General features: G+C 33.0%; 15 protein-coding genes. 8 read left to right on the top strand and 7 right to left on the bottom strand.

Annotated elements, in window-relative coordinates:
* Positions 1-200 precede the first annotated feature (200 nt).
* Positions 201-1,055: a helix-turn-helix domain-containing protein gene (locus GM921_RS17345; RefSeq protein WP_182923883.1), complete on the top strand. Its 855-nt coding sequence runs from the start codon at positions 201-203 to the stop codon at positions 1,053-1,055.
* Here GM921_RS17345 and GM921_RS17340 read toward each other — a convergent pair.
* Both GM921_RS17340 and GM921_RS17335 read right to left on the bottom strand, forming a co-directional pair.
* On the bottom strand, positions 1,035-3,155 hold the full coding sequence (locus GM921_RS17340) for a tetratricopeptide repeat-containing sensor histidine kinase (protein WP_182923882.1): 2,121 nt from the start codon (positions 3,153-3,155) through the stop codon (positions 1,035-1,037). The genes GM921_RS17345 and GM921_RS17340 overlap by 21 nt on opposite strands.
* Position 3,156: 1 nt before the next feature.
* A complete protein-coding gene (locus tag GM921_RS17335; RefSeq protein ID WP_182923881.1) occupies positions 3,157-3,873 on the bottom strand; it encodes a LytR/AlgR family response regulator transcription factor in 717 nt (238 codons plus the stop codon).
* A 169-nt stretch (positions 3,874-4,042) separates the two neighbouring features.
* Here GM921_RS17335 and GM921_RS17330 point away from each other — a divergent pair, with 169 nt between their 5' ends.
* From GM921_RS17330 to GM921_RS17310, 5 genes are all read left to right on the top strand, one after another.
* Entirely contained in the window at positions 4,043-5,227 is a 1,185-nt protein-coding gene (locus GM921_RS17330) for a carboxypeptidase-like regulatory domain-containing protein (protein ID WP_235969856.1), read from the top strand.
* Positions 5,228-5,297: 70 nt separating this feature from the next.
* The gene (locus GM921_RS17325) at positions 5,298-6,545 is read left to right on the top strand and encodes a carboxypeptidase-like regulatory domain-containing protein (protein WP_182923879.1); all 1,248 of its coding nucleotides are present in this window, start codon (positions 5,298-5,300) and stop codon (positions 6,543-6,545) included.
* A 134-nt stretch (positions 6,546-6,679) separates the two neighbouring features.
* Positions 6,680-9,043, top strand: a complete 2,364-nt coding sequence (locus GM921_RS17320) for a TonB-dependent receptor domain-containing protein (protein ID WP_182923878.1) — start codon at positions 6,680-6,682, stop codon at positions 9,041-9,043.
* Positions 9,044-9,102: 59 nt separating this feature from the next.
* Complete coding sequence (locus GM921_RS17315) at positions 9,103-10,176, top strand: PA0069 family radical SAM protein (RefSeq protein WP_182923877.1); 1,074 nt, start codon at positions 9,103-9,105, stop codon at positions 10,174-10,176.
* A gap of 38 nt (positions 10,177-10,214) precedes the next feature.
* Complete coding sequence (locus GM921_RS17310; RefSeq protein WP_182923876.1) at positions 10,215-11,090, top strand: ATP-grasp domain-containing protein; 876 nt, start codon at positions 10,215-10,217, stop codon at positions 11,088-11,090.
* 6 nt (positions 11,091-11,096) lie between these two features.
* Here the strand turns inward: GM921_RS17310 and GM921_RS17305 are convergent, their stop codons facing one another.
* The 3 genes from GM921_RS17305 to GM921_RS17295 form a co-directional block, all read right to left on the bottom strand.
* Entirely contained in the window at positions 11,097-11,447 is a 351-nt protein-coding gene (locus GM921_RS17305) for a hypothetical protein (RefSeq protein ID WP_182923875.1), read from the bottom strand.
* A 181-nt stretch (positions 11,448-11,628) separates the two neighbouring features.
* On the bottom strand, positions 11,629-11,916 hold the full coding sequence (locus GM921_RS17300) for a hypothetical protein (protein WP_182923874.1): 288 nt from the start codon (positions 11,914-11,916) through the stop codon (positions 11,629-11,631).
* Between the two features lie 210 nt (positions 11,917-12,126).
* Positions 12,127-14,664, bottom strand: a complete 2,538-nt coding sequence (locus GM921_RS17295) for an ATP-dependent Clp protease ATP-binding subunit (protein WP_182923873.1) — start codon at positions 14,662-14,664, stop codon at positions 12,127-12,129.
* 576 nt (positions 14,665-15,240) lie between these two features.
* Here GM921_RS17295 and GM921_RS17290 point away from each other — a divergent pair.
* Positions 15,241-15,765: a hypothetical protein gene (locus GM921_RS17290; RefSeq protein WP_182923872.1), complete on the top strand. Its 525-nt coding sequence runs from the start codon at positions 15,241-15,243 to the stop codon at positions 15,763-15,765.
* Positions 15,766-16,019: 254 nt separating this feature from the next.
* Here GM921_RS17290 and GM921_RS17285 read toward each other — a convergent pair whose 3' ends face one another.
* Positions 16,020-17,177 (bottom strand): DUF3095 family protein, encoded by a 1,158-nt coding sequence (locus GM921_RS17285; RefSeq protein ID WP_182923871.1) that lies wholly within the window; start codon positions 17,175-17,177, stop codon positions 16,020-16,022.
* Positions 17,178-17,448: 271 nt separating this feature from the next.
* Here GM921_RS17285 and ettA point away from each other — a divergent pair, with 271 nt between their 5' ends.
* Entirely contained in the window at positions 17,449-19,128 is a 1,680-nt protein-coding gene (gene ettA, locus GM921_RS17280) for an energy-dependent translational throttle protein EttA (protein WP_182923870.1), read from the top strand.
* Between the two features lie 79 nt (positions 19,129-19,207).
* On the opposite strand, the gene GM921_RS17275 is transcribed toward ettA, so the two are convergent.
* A complete protein-coding gene (locus GM921_RS17275) occupies positions 19,208-21,004 on the bottom strand; it encodes a M61 family metallopeptidase (protein WP_182923869.1) in 1,797 nt (598 codons plus the stop codon).
* Positions 21,005-21,069: the final 65 nt, after the last annotated feature.

Raw genomic sequence — 21,069 nt, 5'->3', positions numbered from 1 at the left:
TCGATGAACGGATAGAAATAATCGGTAAAGGGTTTTGATATTTTTAATTCCTCAAATTTAGCTATGAATTGAACCTACGCATAGTACAAACACGACAACATTGAGTAAGCAGGTTTTATTTTAAATACAAGTTTTGGCTTTATCTTAAAATACCTTAACTTAATGGTTATAAACATCTTAAGCTTTATGCATTTTATAGTATGGGATTTACCTATTTCTTACCTGAGCCTAGTCTGCAACACTATATAGAAAACATTATTATTGTGAATCTTAATTTGAATGAAGATTTCGTAAAAGAAATAACTATTGTTCCAGATTATAGATCTTGTTTATGCTTTATACTAGATGATAAGATTAGTGTTATTGAAAAAGGGCAGCGAATAGAAAGGGATAATGCAATTTTTGCGAGCTTCCATTTATTTTCAACCATAATGAATTTAGGGCAGAAACATAGGGCAGTTTGCGTACAGTTTAAACCAATTGGCTGGAACAGTTTAATGGGGAATGTGCCTCAAAATGAGCTGCTTAATAATTGTTATGATGCTAAACTATTTTTAGGCAGTTATACAAACACACTAACTGAACGTTTAGCAGAAACATCTACTGCTGCTATGCAAAATCATATTATTCAATCTTTTCTTAAAGAGCGATTGAGTAAATTGAAAATGCCTTCACCTTTTGATAAAGCAATCAATACTTTTATTCAATCGAGCGGTAAGCTATCTATTGAAGAAACTGCTTCGCTTTCTTGTTTAAGTTTACGTCAGTTTGAAAGACAATGTAATTATAAAATTGGCGTATCGCCTAGAATGTTTGGTCGATTAATTCGGTTTTCTAATGCTTATAAAGCAAAAGAACAGCATCCAAATATGTCGTGGAATAAAATAGCTTTTCACTGCGGCTATTTTGATCATATGCATTTAATTCGCGATTTTAAACAGTTTTCTGGTACTACTCCTAGCATTACCGAAGATGAGGATCATTTCAGATCATTTCCTTATGATAGAGCTAACAATGATTTTCGATTAATCAATTCAACTCTTGTTAAAAATTAATGCAATTTCAGTGCCTTTTTCAAGAGTGCTACTAATATTTAATTCAGCATTAATTTTTAACGCTAATTCTTTAACAATTAGTAAACCATAGCCTGATGTTTTACTTTTCACATTTTGATTATTTAAAAGCTCCTCAATTTTTTCTGGTGAGATTACTTCTCCTTGGTTTACAATAGAGATATAAGATTTCTTTTCAGCATTAAGACCAGCATTTAATAGAATTTGAGTATTTGAATGCGCATGGTTAATGGCATTTTGCATTAAATTTCGCAGTACGATAACAAGCAGGTTTTCATCGCTTTGCAAAGTTTTCAACTCCAAATTCTCTGTAGTAATTTCAACGTTTTTAGCATCTGCCTGATTTTGCATTAACAACTTAGTCTCATCAAATAATTGTTGAATATCTATCGTCTCGATATCCAATTCAAAATGCTCCATTTGGCTCTTAGACCAGAGCAATAAATCTTCCATAGTTGATAAAAGACTGGTAGCCGATTGCATTAGTTTCTTTTGATGCTTATTTTTTTCTTCCTCAGAAATGTAATCTGGGTTTTGTTGTTGTAGTTTTAAAAAAGTAAATAGTTGGCTTACTGGGCTTCGCAAATCGTGAGAAATAATGCTGAACAATTTTGCTTTGGTTTGATTTGCACCATTTAATTGTTCATTTAAAACATCAAGTTCTTGATTTTTCTTATCGAGCAATAAGTTTGCTTTTTGCTTATTTCTAAAGTTTAAATAAATTGACAATAGCGCTATACATAATAAAAAAGCTCCGCCAATTAAAAACCATCTCGTTCTTTTTTCTTCTATCAGCTGTTCATTTTTATCCTCATTCTCTTTATTAAGCACTCCAATTTTCTGTTGCTTAAATGTATTCTGAAATTTGGCTTCCATTTCTGCCAAGTTCAATGATATTTTACGTTGATTAAGCGAATCAGAAACTATTAGATATTTATTAAAATAAGTACTGGCTTCAGGATTACCTGATAAAATTTCAACGTCTGTAAGTGATTTTAAGAGATCTGAATATTGTTCCTTACTATAAATTGAAGATCCATGTTCGGCAAGTTTATAATATTTGCTAGCCTGTGCATAATCTTTTAAAGCTTTATAATAATCTCCATAAGCCAAATTAACTGATGAAGTTAAAATTTCTGCGTTGTCTAATTTTGATTGCTTATCTGCCTTATCAATATAGGATTTGGCTATTTTAAAATCCTTTTCTTTTAGGAATAAAGTAGCTAACTCTAAATTGGAAGAAACTAATTCCGACCATTTATCTTGGGTTTTCCCAGCAACTTCATGCAATAAGTTATAATATTTTAAAGCTTCTTGCTTATTATTCAACAAAACATAACTTCTTATAAATTTTCCATAAGCTACTACATCCACCACTTTCGATAAATTCAAATACGGCTTACCTTCATTTAAGTATTCTAGTGCTTTATTAGGTTGTTCCAGTTGGAGATAGATTTCAGAAACCATCATTAAAGTGTTCCCGTAATCTAACTTTGTTTTCAGAATTTTTGTGGTATCAGCAATTGGTTTCTGAAGTCCTGCACTTTTTAAAAAGTTATCGAGAGCAATACTGTAATAAAATTTTTGTTGCTGATTGTACAGTCCTAAATTATAATAGACAATGCCTTTGTTTTTTAAAGTATCAGTAGATTCGGCAATTTTCTTTAGCTTATTCGCTGCAGAATCAGCTTTGCTTTGCAAGCCTAAGTAATGATATATAGAAATTAAGTTGCCAAGTGGTTTTAGACTTTTTTCTGTTAAATTCGCTTTTTTAGCTTCATCGTAAGCATTTTCAAAGTACAATTTGGCAGATTTAAAATCTTGTTTATAGTAATAACCAGTAGCCACTGCACTATTAAAAATGAATTTAAACTCATTATCTTTTTCTTTAGAGATTTTAAGTCCTTCATTCCCCTGTTTAATCAATTCATCAAAGGTTTCTGCTTTACCAGTAAACGAGGCTAAAATGGCTGCACAAGCATTTTTCTTTTCTACAAGTTGTTTATAATGTGCATCATTTTGTGCAAAACAAGTAATTGAAACAAAAGTTAAAAGTAAAAATGAAAGCGCTTTTAGATGCATCTTAATTAAGTTTAAGTAGTTGTTTAGCTTCTTTTAAATATGTTTTCCCAATGGGGATTGCACTAATTCCCATATCAATATTTTTTGCACCTAAGCTTTTCACTTTATTAACAGCAACTACATAACTGCGATGAATGCGCATAAATTTTTCGGCAGGTAATGATTCTAAAAAATTGGAAAGTGTGGCTAAAGTGAGATGCGATTTCTTTTCGGTGACTATTTTGGTGTAATCGCCATACGCTTCTAAATAAATTACCTCATTTGCATTTAGATTTACTACCGTATGGCCTTCTTTAAAAATGATCTTTTCATTATCAAAAAGCACGTCGTAAGCTTCAGCTTTGCTTTTAAGCTTAACAAAGTCAAAAATTCTATGGATACAGCTCTCAAAGCGATCAGTTTCTAAAGGTTTTAAAATAAAATCGAATACTTTTAATTGAAAACCCTGTAAAGCAAATTCTGGATGAGAAGTTATAAATACATTAATAGTATCTAAATTACTAATAGATTTAACGAAATCTATTCCGTTTATTTCTGGCATATCAATATCCAAAAATAGCACATCAGGTTTGAGTGCATTAATGCTATTTATTGCCTCAATCGGGTTGGTATAACTGCCTAAAATTTTTATTCTTTCGAATGCAGTTAGCTCAGATTCAACGGCAATCCTATCTAAATCATCATCATCAACAATAATGCAAGTTAAGGTATCCTTCATATAAACTAGGCAAATAGGTATATAAACATACATAAAAAATATAATTAAAAAACTACCCTTTAAACGGTATGTCACATTTATTTTATTTTCGAACACCTAATTATTTAGTTAAATTTACTGCATGGTTAAAAAGCTGCTGTTAAATTTTATATTAATCGCTTGTTTTAGCATGTATACTTTTGCTCAAAACACATATTCCATTAGTGGAATTGTTAAGGATAAAAAAGAAACATTACCGGGTGCTGCAGTTTATGTGAGTGGTTATAAAATTGCTACGGTAACCAATAATGAAGGTAAATTTATATTACCAAAACTTGCTCCTGGTAATTACGATATCTTAGTGCAAATGATAGGCTATCTTCCCTATTCAAAAAATATTATCGTATCTGATAAATCTATAAATTTTGAAGTTTTACTCATTGAGAATGCAACTTTACTTAAAGAAGTAGTGATTAAACCAGATCCAAATAGAGCATACTACATCGCTCTGTTTAAAGATTTTTTTATAGGAAAAACTTCAAATGCTAATGAATGTGAAATATTAAACACCAATGTTTTAAATTTCGATGATGATATTCCAAATAGCCTATTAACCATACGAGCCAGTGATTTTCTACTAATTGAAAACAAAGCGCTGGGTTATCGCATCAAATATTTATTAAAAAACTTTGAATTTAATTATAGAACTAAAATCTTTTATTATGCAGGTCTTTCATCTTTTGAAGAGCTTAAAGGTGGAAGTGTTAAACAAAAAAAGTGGTTAAAAAATAGAGAAATCGCCTATAATGGTTCTATTCAACATTTTTTCAAATCATTATATGCTAATAAAGTTACCGAAGAAGGTTTTGTAATTAATAAAATAAGTGCAATTCCTAATCCAGCCAGAAAACCAGATAGCTTAATTAACGCAAGTATTAAAAGATTAACTAGTGGGCCAAATGGTTTAACTCAAGTTCTTACCTTCAATGGAGCGGATTCATTATCTTATTGGTTGAAACAACGAAAAGAACCTAAAGAAGTAAATATTCTAAACCGAAATGATGTTTTGATAGATACTTTAGTAAAATCGTTTAATACAGATTTAAAAACGATGAATTATACGGATGCTTTATATATTATTTACAAAAACGAGCGTGAATCACCTGCATTTAATAGTTCAGGATTTAAACAAACTCGTCCGCCAGATTTAACCAATTATCAAATTTCTGTGATTGATATATTAGAACCGCCAGTTAGTTTCTATGCAAATGGAGGAATATTTGATCCCAGAAGTTTACTTTATAAAGGTTTTTGGGCGTATGAAAAAGTTGCAGATTTAGTCCCGATGGATTATATCCCTACTACTAAGAAATAGCAAATGTTAAAAACGTTAAATTTTCATTCATTATTCACTAATATTTGGTCGATTTACTACATTAGTTGCCATGTTTAGAGTGCTCTCGCTGTTTTGTCTTATTTTATTTTCGAGCATTCAAGGCTTTTCTCAAAATACATTTTCGATAACAGGTATAGTTAAAGACAAAAAAGAAACGTTGCCTGGAGCGGGTGTGTATGTGAGTGGTTATAAAATTGCTACCGCTACAGATGCGGATGGAAAATTTAGACTTCCAAATTTAAAACCTGGTAGCTACGATATTTTAGTTCAAATGATGGGCTATCTTCCCTTCTCCAAAAACATTATCATTTCTGACAAATCGGTTCAAGTAGAATTTGTATTAAAAGAAAATGCAGTGATGCTAAATGAAGTGGTAATTCGGGTTGATCCCAATAGGCAAAAATATATCAATCAGTTTAAACAGTATTTTATTGGAAAAACACCTAATGCGAAGCTGTGTAAAATACTAAATCCGCAAGTGTTAAGAGTTGATTATGATATTACAAGAAGTACATTAACCGTTAAAACTGATGAATTTTTAATTGTAGAAAACAAAGCACTTGGCTACCGAATAAAATACATGCTCGATTATTTTGAATACAACAGTCGTACAAACATTATTTATTATTCCGGCAAACCTTTCTTCGAAGAATTAAAAGCATCCAATGCAAAAAAGAAGAAATATATAGAATTGAGAGAGATTGCCTACTACGGTTCTGCTCAACATTTTTTTAAATCGCTTTACAAAGGCACGAGCCGAGAAGAAGGTTTTATTATCCACAAAATCATAAAAATCCCTAACCAAAACCGAGCTCCTGATAGTATAATTTATAAAAATATGATGGCGCTTAAAAATCCGCCAGGAAAAACTGGAATACGGAAAACCGCTGCAAAAATTGATACTTCATTATTAGCCTATTGGCAAAAACAGCAAGCATTGCCAAAATATATAGATAAATTTAACAATGCCGAAGTACTGCCAGACACCCTAGTGCATTACTACAATAAAGATTTAAAATTCTTAGATTACACCAATGCTTTATGCGTAATGTATACCAAAGAAAGAGAATCTACCGAATATTCTAATTCTGGGTTTTGGGTTTTCAGACCGCTGTACATTCCAGATTACGAACTATCTGTAGCTAAACTTACCGATGGTCCAATTCGTTTTTATGAAGGTGGAGGAATTTTAGATGCCCGTTCATTATTATTTGAAGGTTTTTGGGCGTATGAAAAAGTAGCCGATATGGTGCCAATGGATTATATTCCTTTGGCCAAACGTTCGCCAATACCCTAACTATTACAGCATTATAGTTACAATTCAATATTTTATAATTTAAATTGCATTTTAGTGTAAGATATATTAATTAGTAGATGCACGTTTTTAGAATTATACTTTTCGTTTTTGTCTTTTTGATAACAAATTTCACTTTGCTTGCCCAAACATCTTCTTTCAAAATAAATGGCAAAATTTTAAATGAAGCTCAACAAACAATAGCTAATGCAACTGTTTCTCTCCTAAATTCAGAAAATAAAGAAGTAACAAAAACTGTTTCCAATGCTAATGGATTATTTGAATTAAATTTCGATGTAAAAGGCTCGTATCAACTCATTATAAAACATACTGGTTTTGCGGCTTACAAAGCTACTTTCGAGCTTGATAACAAAGATTTCGGCACAATTTATCTCAGAGCTAGCTCGCAAACATTAAATGAAGTTGTAGTACAGGCTAAGCAAAATTTAATTGAAGTAGATGCGAATAGTATCACCTATAATGTTTCAAAAAGTTTAACTGCACAAGGTGGAAATGCACTAGATGCTTTAAAAAATGCGCCAGGAATTTTCATCGACAATAATAATTCAATTGCATTAAATGGCAAACAAGGTGCAATGATTTTATTAGATGGAAAACAAACTTATTTATCTAGTAAAGAAATAGTTGATTTATTAAGATCAATGCCAGCATCAGGTATCAAGTCTATAGAAATTATCAATAGCCCAACAGCTAAATATGATGCTGCAGGATCTTCAGGAATTATTAACATCAAAACACTAAAATCACAAATTCAAGGTTTTAACGGAACAACAACTGCTGGAATTTCTTATGGAGCATATCTAAGACAAAATCAAGATTTATCTTTCAATTACAGGAACAATAAAATCAATGTTTATGGCAGTTATAATCACTTCTTTGGTTATTACTCTTACTTATATGGTTCTGATAGAATTCAGAATGGCAAAACTTACGATAGCTTTACTGATGATGTAGATAAGCGAAAGAAAATGGGTGCTCGCTTAGGTGTAGATTATACAATTGATTATAAAAATACTTTAGGCATTTTAGTGAATGGAAATTTCATTTTTGGTGGTGGCATTACAGATACTAAGACCGATATTGGTTTGCCCAACTCTTCCAATATAGATCAAACATTAAATGCTATTAATGATTATTACCATCAGAATACAGAGCGTTATAATGTTAATTTAAATTACAAATACGAAGATACTTTAGGAAAAATCATCAATATCGATGCCGACTATGGTTTCTATGAAAAAAGTGCAGGCAATCTTCAATCTAACATTTATTCGACCCATAATTCGGTTACAAAAGAAAACTATTACAGAACTTTAAACGGAGCTAAAATATATTTAAAAGCTATCAAAGCAGATTACACCACAAATCTCTGGAAAGGGAAGTTAGAAACTGGCATAAAATATTCTGCAATTGAAACCAATAATAATTCAAGGTTTTTTCAAGTATTTAATACAAATGAAGTATTTGATGAACGTAGATCTAATACATTTAAGTTTGATGAAAACATTGCTAGTGTTTATGCCAATTATAAAAAGACATTTGGTAAATGGGTTGTACAAGGTGGTTTAAGAGTAGAGAATTCTGCTTCAGAAGGTGAATTGGCTTTTAAAATAAACGGAAAAGATTCTCTAGAAAATATCAAGAGAAATTACACAAACCTATTTCCATCTTTTAGTGTTTCTGTTAAACCATCAGAAAATCATAATTTCTCATTTGGCTATTCAAGAAGAATAGATAGGCCTGCTTATAACGACTTAAATCCATTTGTATATTTATTAGATGAGCTTTCTTTTTGGCAAGGAAATCCATTTTTAAAACCTCAACTAAGCCATCGTTTTACACTTCAATATGTTTTTAAAAGCAATACAATTATAGGTTTAAATTTTTCTCATACCAATCAATATAGTGCAAGTATTACAGATACAGTAGCTAAAACTAGTATTGTAATGATCCCTAGAAATCTCGGTACCCAACAAAACATTTCGCTTTCAATAACTCAATTATATAATCCTACAAAATGGTGGGATATTACCTTTAATGGTACAATTTATCATATTCAAAATAAAATCTCTTTTGATAAATACAGAAATTTAAACTTAAAACAGTTTGCAGGCAGATTAAATATTCAACAACGATTTAAAATGCCCTACAAAATAACTGGTGAAGTGTTAGGGTTTTTAAATTCTAAAAGACTAATTGGCGGCAACGAAATTGTGAAACCTACAAGTCAAATAGATTTAGGTTTACAAAGGAATTTCATGAATAATAGCGCAACACTGAGATTAGCGTTTACAGATATCTACAAGGGAAATAAGTTCTATTCCGCTCAAAATTTTGATGATTTTCGCATGAAGAGCTACGGTTATTATGAAACCCGTCAGATTAAATTAAACTTTACTTACAAGTTTGCAGATAGTAAAGCAAAAGGTCCTAGAGTAAGGAATTCTGCTTTAGAAAACGAAAACGGTCGTATTAAATAATAAACATTTTGTTGATAACATAGATTTAAAAATTACTAAAAATATTAGTAATTTTAATCATGATTAAGCCAGAAGAAAATCAAGATAATTATGTAAACGGACGTGGTGCACAGTTCAACACATCCAATAAATTTCTTAAAAATTCTTTAGCAAAAGAACATCCAGAGGGCATTGATGATTGGGAAGAGCCAAATACTAAAACAACTTTCATTATAGGAAAATCAAAATCTGTAGTAAACAAAGTTGATAGTCCTGATGTTGGAATGGCTTATTCTTTAAATCCTTATCAGGGATGCGAACATGGTTGTATTTATTGCTATGCTCGTAATTCTCATGAATATTGGGGTTTTAGTGCGGGCTTAGATTTTGAACGGAAAATCATTGTTAAAAAAGATGCGCCTGAGCTTTTCAAGAAATTTTTAGAACGGAAAACTTGGGATGCTTGTCCCATATCTTTATCTGGTAATACCGATTGTTACCAGCCCGCAGAGCGAAAATTTAAACTCACTCGTCAGCTGTTAGAAATTGCTTTGGCGTACAAGCAACCCATCGCTATGATTACCAAAAATGCTTTGATTTTAAGAGATTTAGATATTTTGCAAGAAATGGCAAAGCTAAAATTAGCCATGGTATATGTTTCCATTACTAGTTTAGACGAAAAATTAAGGTTAAAACTCGAACCCAGAACAACTACTGCCAAACAACGATTAAAAATTATTGAAGAACTAAGTAAAGTTGGTTTGCCTACTGGCGTAATGGCAGCACCAATGATTCCAGGATTAAATGATTACGAAATGCCAGCTATTTTAAAAGCAAGTGCAGCTAATGGCGCCAAACGTGCTGGTTATACTGTAGTTAGATTAAATGGTGCAATTAATAAAATATTTGAAGACTGGCTACGCAAAAATTTTCCAGATCGCTTTGATAAAGTGTGGCACATGATACAAAATTGTCATAACGGAAATGTAAACGATAGTCGTTTTGGAACTCGAATGAGTGGCGAAGGTAATTTTGCCGAAATGATTAGAAACACGTTCAAATTGCATTGCCGATTGAATGGTTTAAATATTGAAAACATTGAATTAGACAGGTCTCTATTCCGCATACCAAGTGCTCAATTAAATTTATTTTAAGATTTTCATTTCTTACCTTCGAATTTCAAACCAATAACATGAATATTGCCCTCGTAACTTATCAGGATAAAGGTGCTTACTCCTCTCCAACTACAGAAAATGAAGATGATTCACTTTTAAAATTTCTCAAATCAAAAAACTTGAAGATTGAAAAAGTAATTTGGAACGATCCTCAAGTTAATTGGGAAAACTATGATTTAGCTATTTTAAAATCTCCTTGGGATTATTTTGATTTAATAACAGATTTTTATACTTGGCTATCGGATTTAGAAAGCAAAAACATTAAACTTTTAAATCCAATTGATATTGTAAAATGGAATGCCGACAAACATTATTTACATGATATTGAAAAAGCTGGATTAAAAGTAACTCAAAGTATTTTTCTTAATAAAGGTGAAAAAATTAATTTACAAGATTACTTTGAAAAGCTAAACACAGATAAAATTATTGTTAAACCAGCAGTTAGTGGTGGTTCTAAAAACACATTTAAAGTTACCGTAGCAACTGCCGAAGAAATAAACCTAAAACTCAATATATTACTACAAGAAGAAGATTTTATTCTTCAACCATTTTTAACTGAAATAGAAGAAAACGGCGAATGGTCTTTCCTATTTTTTGGAGGAAAATTTAGTCATGCTTTATTGAAAAAAGCAAAAGCAGGAGATTTTAGAGTTCAACATTCTTTTGGTGGAACAATTCACCCTCAAAACCCGCCACAACATTTAATAGCAACTGCACAACACTATATAAATCAATTTGCAAAAGGGTGTTTGTATGCCCGAGTTGATGGCGCACTAGTAAACAACGAGTTTTTATTAATGGAATTGGAGTTAATTGAACCTTTTCTTTTTTTAAATACTGAAGAAAAAGCTTTGGAGAACTATTATAAAGCTTTGCTAAACTATATTGATTAGGTAATATTATTTACCTATTGCAAATGCATTTTGTTTACGAACAATAAAATAGCCTAAACCTCCAACTAAGGCTACCATTATCCAAACATAATCATCTATTGGGCATTGTTGTGGATCAGTTGTGTCTCCTAAAAACCCATTATTTGTGCCAGCTGAACCAATGCTACAAACAGCTCCTGTATAAACATAAAAACACCCCCCTGTTGAAGGTACGCCCGAATTGCTCCGCCAATATCCTTGTCCACTCTGAAAAGAAGTATAGATTGTTGTCCTAGCCGCATCAATGCATCCACTTGCTGCATTAACAGAAGATGAAACTAAAAAGAATAACAAAAAGGCAACTAAAACTTTTAACATAAAACTGGTTATAATAAATCTATTTTCTTTTGGCTGGGGCAATGTGCGTAGTCCAAAAAAGGTTAAATTATAACACTACTAAAATACAATTTCTTTTTAATTAAATTACCATTATAATTATATTGTCTGACTTAAAAAGAAAAGCTTTAGAGAACTATTATGAAGTTTTATAGAAATTAATCTAAATCACGTTTCTCTTACGAACATGAACAAAACCTAATGCTCCGAAAAACAGCAAAATTACCCAAACATAATCATCTATAGGGCAACTCTGAACGGTAGGAAAAGCTAATTTTCCAGATATATTAGGTGATATTTTACAAGTTCCGCTCGTGAAAATCCATGTACATCCTGCGCCTAATAAGGTAAATGGAGTAGTTTTATATTTTGAACCTGATTTGGTTGTATATATCTTACTTTGATCTGTGTTGCTCACACAGCCATCTATAGCCTTTGCTGAAATAGACATTCCACAAACAACTAAAAATATAATGACAAATTTTAACATTACGAATGAGGTTACGGCTATCAATTAAACCCAAATATAAAAAGAATTGTTTTTTGTTATAAGAAATGCTTTGTAACAAAAAGCCCGAAGTAAAATTTACCTCGGGCTTTTTAATAAACTTAGATACCCCTTTAGAGCTTTCTCCGTTTTTACATCGGAGCGATTTAGGGATTAAGCCCCCTCTTCTTTTTTCTTTTTCTTACCATTGCTTTTATGAGCAACTGTAATTTCTTCTTTCTCTTTGTCGTAATCAATTTCTAAAGTATCACCATCATGGATTTCTCCTTTCAAGATTTCTTCAGCAATTGGATCCTCCAAATATTTCTGAATAGCTCTTTTCAACGGGCGAGCACCAAAAGCAATATCAAAACCTTTATCTGCAATAAAATCTTTAGCACCATCAGTCAACTTCACTTCGTAACCTAAGTTATGTACACGACCAAATAAAGATTTCAATTCAATATCAATAATTTTAAAGATTTCGTCTTTACCCAAGCTGTTAAACACAACCACATCATCCACCCTGTTTAAAAACTCAGGAGCAAAAGCACGTTTTAAAGCATTTTCAATTACACCACGGCTATTTGCATCAGTCTGATTAGTTTTTGCAGAAGTAGAGAAACCAACACCTTGACCAAAATCTTTCAATTGGCGAGCACCAATGTTAGATGTCATGATGATAATTGTATTTCTAAAATCTACTTTTCTACCTAAACTATCCGTCAACTGACCTTCATCTAAAACTTGTAACAAGATATTAAATACATCAGGATGCGCTTTTTCAATCTCATCTAATAAAATAACAGCATACGGTTTTCTTCTAACTTTCTCAGTTAACTGACCACCTTCTTCGTAACCAACATAACCCGGAGGCGCTCCAACTAAACGAGATACAGCGAATTTCTCCATATACTCACTCATGTCAATTTGAATTAGCGAATCATCGCTATCAAACATAAAACGAGCTAGTTCTTTTGCCAACTCAGTTTTACCAACACCCGTTGGACCTAAGAAAATAAATGAACCAATTGGTTTTTTAGGATCTTTTAACCCAGCTCTTGTACGTTGTATCGCCTTAGTTAATTTCTTAATCGCTTCATCCTGACCAATAATTTTCTCCGCAACAGTTTCGTACATATTCAATAGTTTCACACTATCAGTTTGTCCAACACGTTGCAACGGAATACCAGTCATCATCGAAACCACTTCAGCTACATTATCTTCAGTAACTTCATAACGTTTCGTTTTAGTTTCAGCTTCCCATTCTGCCTTAGCACGATCCAATTCCTCTAACAGATTTTTCTCCGTGTCACGCAATTTGGCAGCTTCCTCATATTTCTGACTTTTAACTACTTTGTTCTTTTCAATTTTAATATCCTCTATCTTACTTTCAATAGTGATGATATTTTCCGGAACATGAATATTTGTTAAATGCACTCTCGAACCTGCTTCGTCCAAAGCATCAATAGCTTTATCTGGTAAAAAGCGATCAGTAATATATCTAGATGTTAACGCAACACAGGCATTTATTGCCTCATCTGTGTACGTAACGCCATGATGTTCCTCATATTTTTCTTTAATACGATTTAAAATTTCAATGGTTTCATCAGGCGTAGCAGGCTCAATCATTACCTTTTGGAAACGACGATCTAATGCACCATCTTTTTCAATGTACTGACGATATTCATCTAAAGTTGTAGCACCAATACATTGTATTTCGCCTCTGGCCAATGCAGGTTTAAACATATTCGATGCATCTAAAGAACCTGATGCGCCACCAGCACCAACAATCGTATGAATTTCATCAATAAACAAAATCACATCGGTGCTTTTTTCTAACTCGTTCATTACCGCTTTCATACGTTCCTCAAACTGACCGCGGTATTTCGTACCCGCAACCAACGAAGCTAAGTCTAACGTAACTACACGTTTGTTAAATAAAACACGAGAAACTTTGCGTTGTACAATTCTCAAGGCTAAACCTTCAGCAATGGCAGATTTACCAACACCAGGTTCACCAATTAAAATTGGATTGTTTTTCTTTCTACGTGATAAAATTTGCGAAACACGCTCAATCTCTTTCTCACGACCAACAATTGGATCTAAACGACCTTCTTCAGCAGCACGTGTTAAATCACGACCAAAATTATCTAATACCGGAGTTTTAGATTTAATGTCTGAAACTTTTTTAGGTGCGCTAAAACTTTCTTCTTCCTGAAAATCGTCATCGCCGCCGCCAGCAGTACCGCCGCCTTGGGCTTCGTCTCTAAAACCGTTTTTATTAACCTCAACCTCTTGTTTAAAAATTTCGTAGGTAACGCTGTATTGCAATAAAATTTGCGATGCAATATTATCATCATCCCTTAAAATAGACAACAACAAATGCTCCGTACCAATTAAATCGCTTTTAAATATTTTCGCTTCTAAATAGGTAATCTTCAAAACCTTTTCGGCCTGTTTAGTCAATGGGATATTACCCAAATTAACCGTAACGCTAGATGTGCCGCGAACAGCCTCTTCAATAGAGCGGCGAAGTTTAGCAGTATCAACCCCTAATGATCTTAAAATCTTTATGGCCATACCATCGCCTTCGCGAATAAGGCCCAACAACAAATGCTCTGCGCCTATATAATCGTGTCCTAATCTCAGGGCTTCTTCCCTGCTAAAAGAAATCACGTCTTTTACTTGTGGAGAAAATTTAGCTTCCATAATATGTGTGTAATCGGGTTGACTCTAAACTATAAATTAGTTTTATAAATATAGCTTCCCAATTTTTATATTTTATCAACAATTACGCCATTTCGGTGGATAAAGATGTCTAGGATGACGATATTTCCTAAAACTTACCATCTTCTGACTAAATATACAATTTTAGTAGGATAAATAGGTAATAATGGCAGATGGGTAAAGTTGCAGGTTTTAAGCTACAAGTCGGCCGTCATTTCGACCGCAGCGGAGAAATCTTTCTCGCTTCAAGCTATCTACTACTTGCCTGCTCCATACCGGTAGCTTGTCGAACATATCCCAAATTCCAATCAAAACATTTTTTCGAAAAGCAAATACTTAACACCTATTAAAGCAAGCCCCGCTATTCACTACAATCTTTTTTTGGCAAAACCACTACTAGCACTATCGTCATTGCGAGAAGTGAAACGACGAAGCAATCTTTCTCGTCAGTAAAACCAAAAAAGTATTTCCGTTGCTATCGGGTTTAGAGAAGTTGGGAAAGTATAAGAAAACAAACTCCCAAATAGTTATATATTTAACATTCAAATCAACCATTAAATGAATATTACAATCGAAAGAAATTTAGAAAAAAGTATTGACCTTGCTCAACAAGACTGGAAAAACAAGAGCAAAAAAGGATTAATTTTTTTGTTATTAATTGCCTTACTGGGAATCGCAATGTTAATCTCTGAAAGTTTTTCTGGCAATCCAAATGCAGATAACTTCAATCCAACAATAATCATTGGCGCCATTCTAATTACTTATGCTTTAGCAACATTAAGAGTTTCATTTGCTTACAAGGCAAACTACTTTAAAGACAAAAAATATAAAATATTAAAACACATTCCATATCCAACATCAATAAAATTAACTGAAGAGTTAGCTTTAATCAGTAATCCTGAATTTACAACTACTTATAATTGGGATTATTTCAAGTATTATAAAATTGTAGGGAAAAATATATTTATTTCTAGCACTCAGAAATCCATTGGTATTGTAATAGCTATAGATGAAATAAGCGAAAAAGAACAGTACGATTTATTAAGTCTCTTTAATAAAAAGGGCATTAAAAAGACAAACTAGATACAAAGACATAATCCAGTCTTATAACTGTTTTTGTTGGCATCTCCGCAAACGAGCACTTTATCTACATTTTCCACTTCGACTATATACATCACGTCCTCCGATAGCTATCGGACAAATAGGAGATTGCTTCGTTCCTCGCAATGACGCGACCGCCTTACACCACAACCCATTCCCAAGAACGCAATACGGTCTTGTAGCATCCCGAAGGAGAAAGTGGTTTCCTGATTACAAATCACTAAGGATATAAATTTCTATTTGATCAACTTAAGTTTATCTTTCAATATCCCCGCAGCTTTTGTATACCCACCTTCTGCTCCATCTACAAAATGAATATGGTCATCTTTCATATCTCTAACATAACAAGACATAATTGAGGCATTGCTGACATGAAAACCGTAAATAATCTCTCCTTCAGTTTCTAGCTCATCCAAAACTTTAAATAGTTTTACACGCTGTTCATCGCTCCCGCTGATGACGGTATTAATTTTACCGTCCATAACCAAGGTATCAGACATTTCTACTAACCTATTGAGATATCTTTTGCCATGTGCTGTTAAAAAATAGAGTTTACCCAAAGAAGTTGCAAACCAAGTTTGGAGCAATTCTAATATTTTAATCTTTCCAATTCTATTACGCATTTCTGTTTTAATACGGTCAAAGGTTGAATTCAATTTTAGTTTTTCTATGGTTATTGGCTGTCTTTTTTTAACCACTCCATAAATTTCATCAATTGTCTTTAAAACATCGCTAAAAGCTTTTGCTTGTTTATCTACTTTTGGTGCCACCACCAATAAAGTTAAAATTTCGTTCAGTTCGCCTGGAGGACCAATTTTATCCCACCTACATTGCATCCCATCTAAATCCAATTCTTCTAACAAATCTACTTCTTGTCCCAATTGGTAATCTTCATTTTTAATAATTTGCTCTGCATAATTCAACCCATCACCCAACACCACAGGAATTGAAAAGAAATCAGTGAGCCCAAATTTGCTAAGTTTTACTTTATGTCCTTGGTCATATAACATTTGCAAAGACACAGTGCCTACACGTAAATCAAGTCCAAAATTCTTTAACGTATTATCTTTATAGCTTAATAGTTTCTTCACGGCGAGTTCAGCTAAAATAGAAGGTACGATAAAAGTTGCTCCATCACCACCAAAGAAAAAAGGAATAGAAATTTTGGCTTTGAATGCTAAATTAAGCAAGGTTACAATACTTCCTGTTGCTATAAAATTCACAGCTTCGCTTGAACCACCCAATACAGCCGAGGTTGACCCTTTAATATCTGTAATAATCACATACCAATCTGGTGGTACATCTTCAAAAGCACTATCTTTGAGTAATAAATCGCTCAATGATTTACGATTGATAGGCATTTTACCATAAAAATTAGGATTTGCTTTTGACATGATAAATTGCTTGAACTAGAACTGTAAGTGTATTTTAAATTCTAGAATAAAAATACATATTATAGAACTTAGGATTAACACGTTTAAGTGAAAATTGTTCAAAATTGCATAAGACAACTGTTCAATTCGCATAACTATTTACGAGCCTTAGCGGCGGCGAGCTAAAACCGAGATCCTTCGCTGCGCTCTGGATGACAAAATAGAATAACTAAACCCCAATAACTTTCAACTCTCTTTCCTTTTAAGCATCTTTGCACAAATACTAATCATTATGTCAGACGAGAAAATAATCTTTTCAATGGCTGGAGTGAGTAAAATCTATCCACCACAAAAACAGGTTTTAAAAAATATTTACTTATCCTTCTTTTACGGAGCAAAAATCGGCGTTGTTGGTTTAAACGGTTCTGGTAAATCATCTTTATTAAAAATTATAGCGGGGCTTGATAAATCTTTTCAGGGCGAAGTAGTTTTTAATGCAGGTTACAGCGTTGGTTATTTAGCGCAAGAGCCAATTTTAGATGAAAGCAAAACGGTACGTGAGGTAGTTGAGGAAGGTGTTGCAGAAGTAACTGCCATCCTTAAAGAATACGAAGAAGTTAACGAAGCTTTCGGCTTAGAAGAAAACTATTCTGATGCCGATAAAATGGATAAATTGATGGCTCGCCAAGGTGAGTTGCAAGATAAAATTGATGCTGTTAACGCTTGGGAATTAGACACCAAATTAGAAAGAGCGATGGATGCTTTACGTTGTCCGGAGCCTGAAACTTTAATTGGTGTACTTTCTGGAGGTGAGCGCAGACGTGTGGCAATGTGCCGTTTATTGCTGCAAGAACCAGATGTTTTATTATTAGATGAGCCTACCAACCACTTGGATGCGGAAAGTATCGATTGGTTAGAGCAATTTTTACAAAACTATAAAGGAACGGTTATCGCGGTTACTCACGATAGGTATTTCTTAGATAATGTTGCAGGCTGGATTTTAGAATTAGACAGAGGTGAAGGTATTCCATGGAAAGGGAATTATTCGACTTGGTTAGAGCAAAAAGCAAAACGTTTAGCACAAGAAGATAAAACAGAAGGCAAACGTCAGAAAGCATTAGAGCGTGAGTTAGAATGGGTGCGTATGGCACCAAAAGCTCGACATGCAAAATCTAAAGCACGTTTAGCAAACTACGATAAATTGGCTTCGGAAGATGGAAAAGAACGTGAAGATAAATTGGAATTATTTATCCCAGCTGGTCCGCGATTGGGTAATGTAGTTATAGAAGCTACCGATGTTACAAAAGCGTATGGCGATAAAATATTATTCGAAAACTTAAACTTCTCTTTACCTCCTGCAGGTATTGTTGGTATTATTGGTCCGAATGGTGCGGGTAAAACTACTTTGTTCCGTTTAATTACTGGTCAAGAAACGCCAGATAAAGGAACTTTTAGAGTTGGGGATACTGTTGCGTTGGGTTATGTAGATCAAATGCATAATGATTTAGATGCTGATAAAACAGTTTACGAAAACATTACGGATGGTTTAGATAATATCCAGTTAGGTAATAAAGCTGTAAGTGGACGTGCTTATGTTTCTAAGTTCAACTTTAACGGTGGCGATCAACAAAAGAAAGTAGGTATTTTATCTGGTGGAGAAAGAAACCGCGTTCACTTAGCTATTACTTTGAAAAAAGGTGCTAATGTGTTATTACTGGATGAGCCAACGAATGATATTGACGTAAATACATTACGTGCTTTGGAAGAAGCTTTAGAAAACTTTGGTGGTTGTGCAGTTGTAATTAGTCACGATAGATGGTTTTTAGATCGTATTTGTACGCACATTTTAGCTTTTGAAGGAAACTCTGAAGTTTATTATTTCGAAGGAAATTATTCTGATTATGAGGAAAATCGCAAGAAAAGATTGGGCGATGTTACTCCGCATAGAATTAAATACAAGAAAATAGTTTAACGCTATAAACTTTGACAAAGTTCTTTACAACATGCTAGAACTTTGTCAAAGTTAAAATCTAAAACCGTAGAAAGTTATTCTAGTTCTTTGTCAGCCAACTTTCTAATATCTGGCGTTGCAATGCTGTGGGGTTTTCCTTTCTTGTAATGTTAAATGATCTGCTCAATTTATTTTCCAACTTGAGTTTTACATCTTTCTTAACACCATTCTGTAAGATATTAAAGTCTATTACTTCATCAGCTTTCCTTGTTTTCTCTATTTCTAAAATACTTTGAGCATTTACAGCAGTTTGTGCAGTTGTTAAAATAATATCTCTGGCTCTTATTCCTGCTTTCCAAGCTGGCGATTGATAATCAACACTACTCACCACCAAACTATCATTGCGCATACGAGTTTTTAAACCAGTATAGCTATTTGGTAATACTTTGGTAATGGTATCAATATTCAATCCGGCGTAGGTTAAATATTTCTGATAATCTAATTCTTTTGTCGTAGTGGTATACTCGAATAATTCTTTTAAATCTGTTCCTGCAATTTTTTCGGTTTCTGCTCTAAACTCAGCTTCTGTAAAACCTCTTTTTAGCTTTTGATAATACTCTTGGTACATTCTTCTCATCACATCATCCAACGATTTCTGATTGTTAGTTGCATTTCTAATTTTAAAATCAAGCAACATACCTACAGCTGGCCCTTTATCATAATATGAAATCGTTCTGTTTATTTCATCTTCATTGCGTCCAAAAGGTCCATCAGACCATGTATTATAACTAGATTGAACCAGAGATTGATAATGTCTACCTGGTTTACTTTCATAAGCGAGAATATTTGAAGTAAAACCGTGGAAAAGTTCATCTTCTGTACTCAATCCTGCACGTTTAACAACCATGTATTCGTAATACACAGAAAGCCCTTCAGAAACCCATAACATATTGGTTCTACTTCCTTTTTTGTAATCAAAAGGTCCTAATTCAATTGGTCTAATTCTTTTCACGTTGTAATGATGAAAATATTCGTGGGCAATAAAATTATATAGTTTATTTCTTCCCTCTGGTGTAGTTAAGCCTGCTCCATTAAAGCTAATTGTGGTAGAATTTAAATGTTCTATCCCTCCTTGTCCTGGGCCAATGGCGATAAAAGTATAATCTTTATAAGGAATATCACCAATTAGATTTGATGCAGATTCTACAATCTTTTTAATGGCAGCTATAAAACTTTCTTTATCAAAATCTCCCATCTTATAGCCAACAAAATAATGCGGAATACCTTTTACCGTAAATTGAGGTAAAGATTCTAATGGCCCTACCAATAGCGGGCTATCGTATAAAATATCAAAATCTGAAGCGTAATAGGTATTAGCCTGATCTTTTACTTTTGCCAAGCCAGTAGCAATTGTCCAGTTATTTATTGGATTGATTTTAACACTTGATGATTGATTTATCTTTCCATCGGGATATAAAAATAATGCTCCTGGTATAATATACGCTCTATCTGTTCCCAAATAACTGGCAGCCACAAATGCTCTTGTTGCTTTTACAGTGTAGGTTATGGTAATATCTGTTTGATTTGTTGCATCAATTGTCCAAGTGTCTTCATCTTTCTTTGTCCATTTCAACGTTGCTCCTGCCTTGTTTTTTACCTCAAAATTTGAAACACTTTGTGCAAAATTCATTTTTTGATAGTAGCCAGGTGTCCAAACAGGCATAATAAAATCTGTAGATGTATTGATACTCGTTTTCATAGAAACTTGAAACATTTGCTGTTCTGGGTTTTCCATTGAAACTGTATAATTGATCGATGCTTTTTGCTGTGCTTCAACGTTTAGCACATTAAGTAAGGCAAAACAGAGCAATACTCTGAAGAAATTAAATGCTTTCATGATTAAAGGAAATATTGATATTGGAAAGTAGAAAAAAATAATAACATTTATATTTAGAAACCCAA

Source organism: Pedobacter planticolens (assembly GCF_014172375.1).
Taxonomy (GTDB): Bacteria; Bacteroidota; Bacteroidia; order Sphingobacteriales; family Sphingobacteriaceae; genus Pedobacter; species Pedobacter planticolens.
Note: the sequence above shows the minus strand (reverse complement) of the source record. Positions and strands in the feature narration are given on the sequence as shown.

Bases quoted from the DNA above. Each gene is read 5' to 3' on its own strand.
- GM921_RS17315 (WP_182923877.1), top strand. From the start codon at position 9,103: ATGATTAAGCCAGAAGAAAATCAAGATAATTATGTAAACGGACGTGGT.
- GM921_RS17310 (WP_182923876.1), top strand. From the start codon at position 10,215: ATGAATATTGCCCTCGTAACTTATCAGGATAAAGGTGCTTACTCCTCT.
- GM921_RS17305 (WP_182923875.1), bottom strand. From the start codon at position 11,447: ATGTTAAAAGTTTTAGTTGCCTTTTTGTTATTCTTTTTAGTTTCATCT.
- GM921_RS17275 (WP_182923869.1), bottom strand. From the start codon at position 21,004: ATGAAAGCATTTAATTTCTTCAGAGTATTGCTCTGTTTTGCCTTACTT.
- GM921_RS17300 (WP_182923874.1), bottom strand. From the start codon at position 11,916: ATGTCTATTTCAGCAAAGGCTATAGATGGCTGTGTGAGCAACACAGAT.
- GM921_RS17340 (WP_182923882.1), bottom strand. From the start codon at position 3,155: ATGCATCTAAAAGCGCTTTCATTTTTACTTTTAACTTTTGTTTCAATT.
- GM921_RS17295 (WP_182923873.1), bottom strand. From the start codon at position 14,664: ATGGAAGCTAAATTTTCTCCACAAGTAAAAGACGTGATTTCTTTTAGC.
- GM921_RS17290 (WP_182923872.1), top strand. From the start codon at position 15,241: ATGAATATTACAATCGAAAGAAATTTAGAAAAAAGTATTGACCTTGCT.
- GM921_RS17335 (WP_182923881.1), bottom strand. From the start codon at position 3,873: ATGAAGGATACCTTAACTTGCATTATTGTTGATGATGATGATTTAGAT.
- ettA (WP_182923870.1), top strand. From the start codon at position 17,449: ATGTCAGACGAGAAAATAATCTTTTCAATGGCTGGAGTGAGTAAAATC.
- GM921_RS17330 (WP_235969856.1), top strand. From the start codon at position 4,043: ATGTATACTTTTGCTCAAAACACATATTCCATTAGTGGAATTGTTAAG.
- GM921_RS17345 (WP_182923883.1), top strand. From the start codon at position 201: ATGGGATTTACCTATTTCTTACCTGAGCCTAGTCTGCAACACTATATA.
- GM921_RS17285 (WP_182923871.1), bottom strand. From the start codon at position 17,177: ATGTCAAAAGCAAATCCTAATTTTTATGGTAAAATGCCTATCAATCGT.
- GM921_RS17325 (WP_182923879.1), top strand. From the start codon at position 5,298: ATGTTTAGAGTGCTCTCGCTGTTTTGTCTTATTTTATTTTCGAGCATT.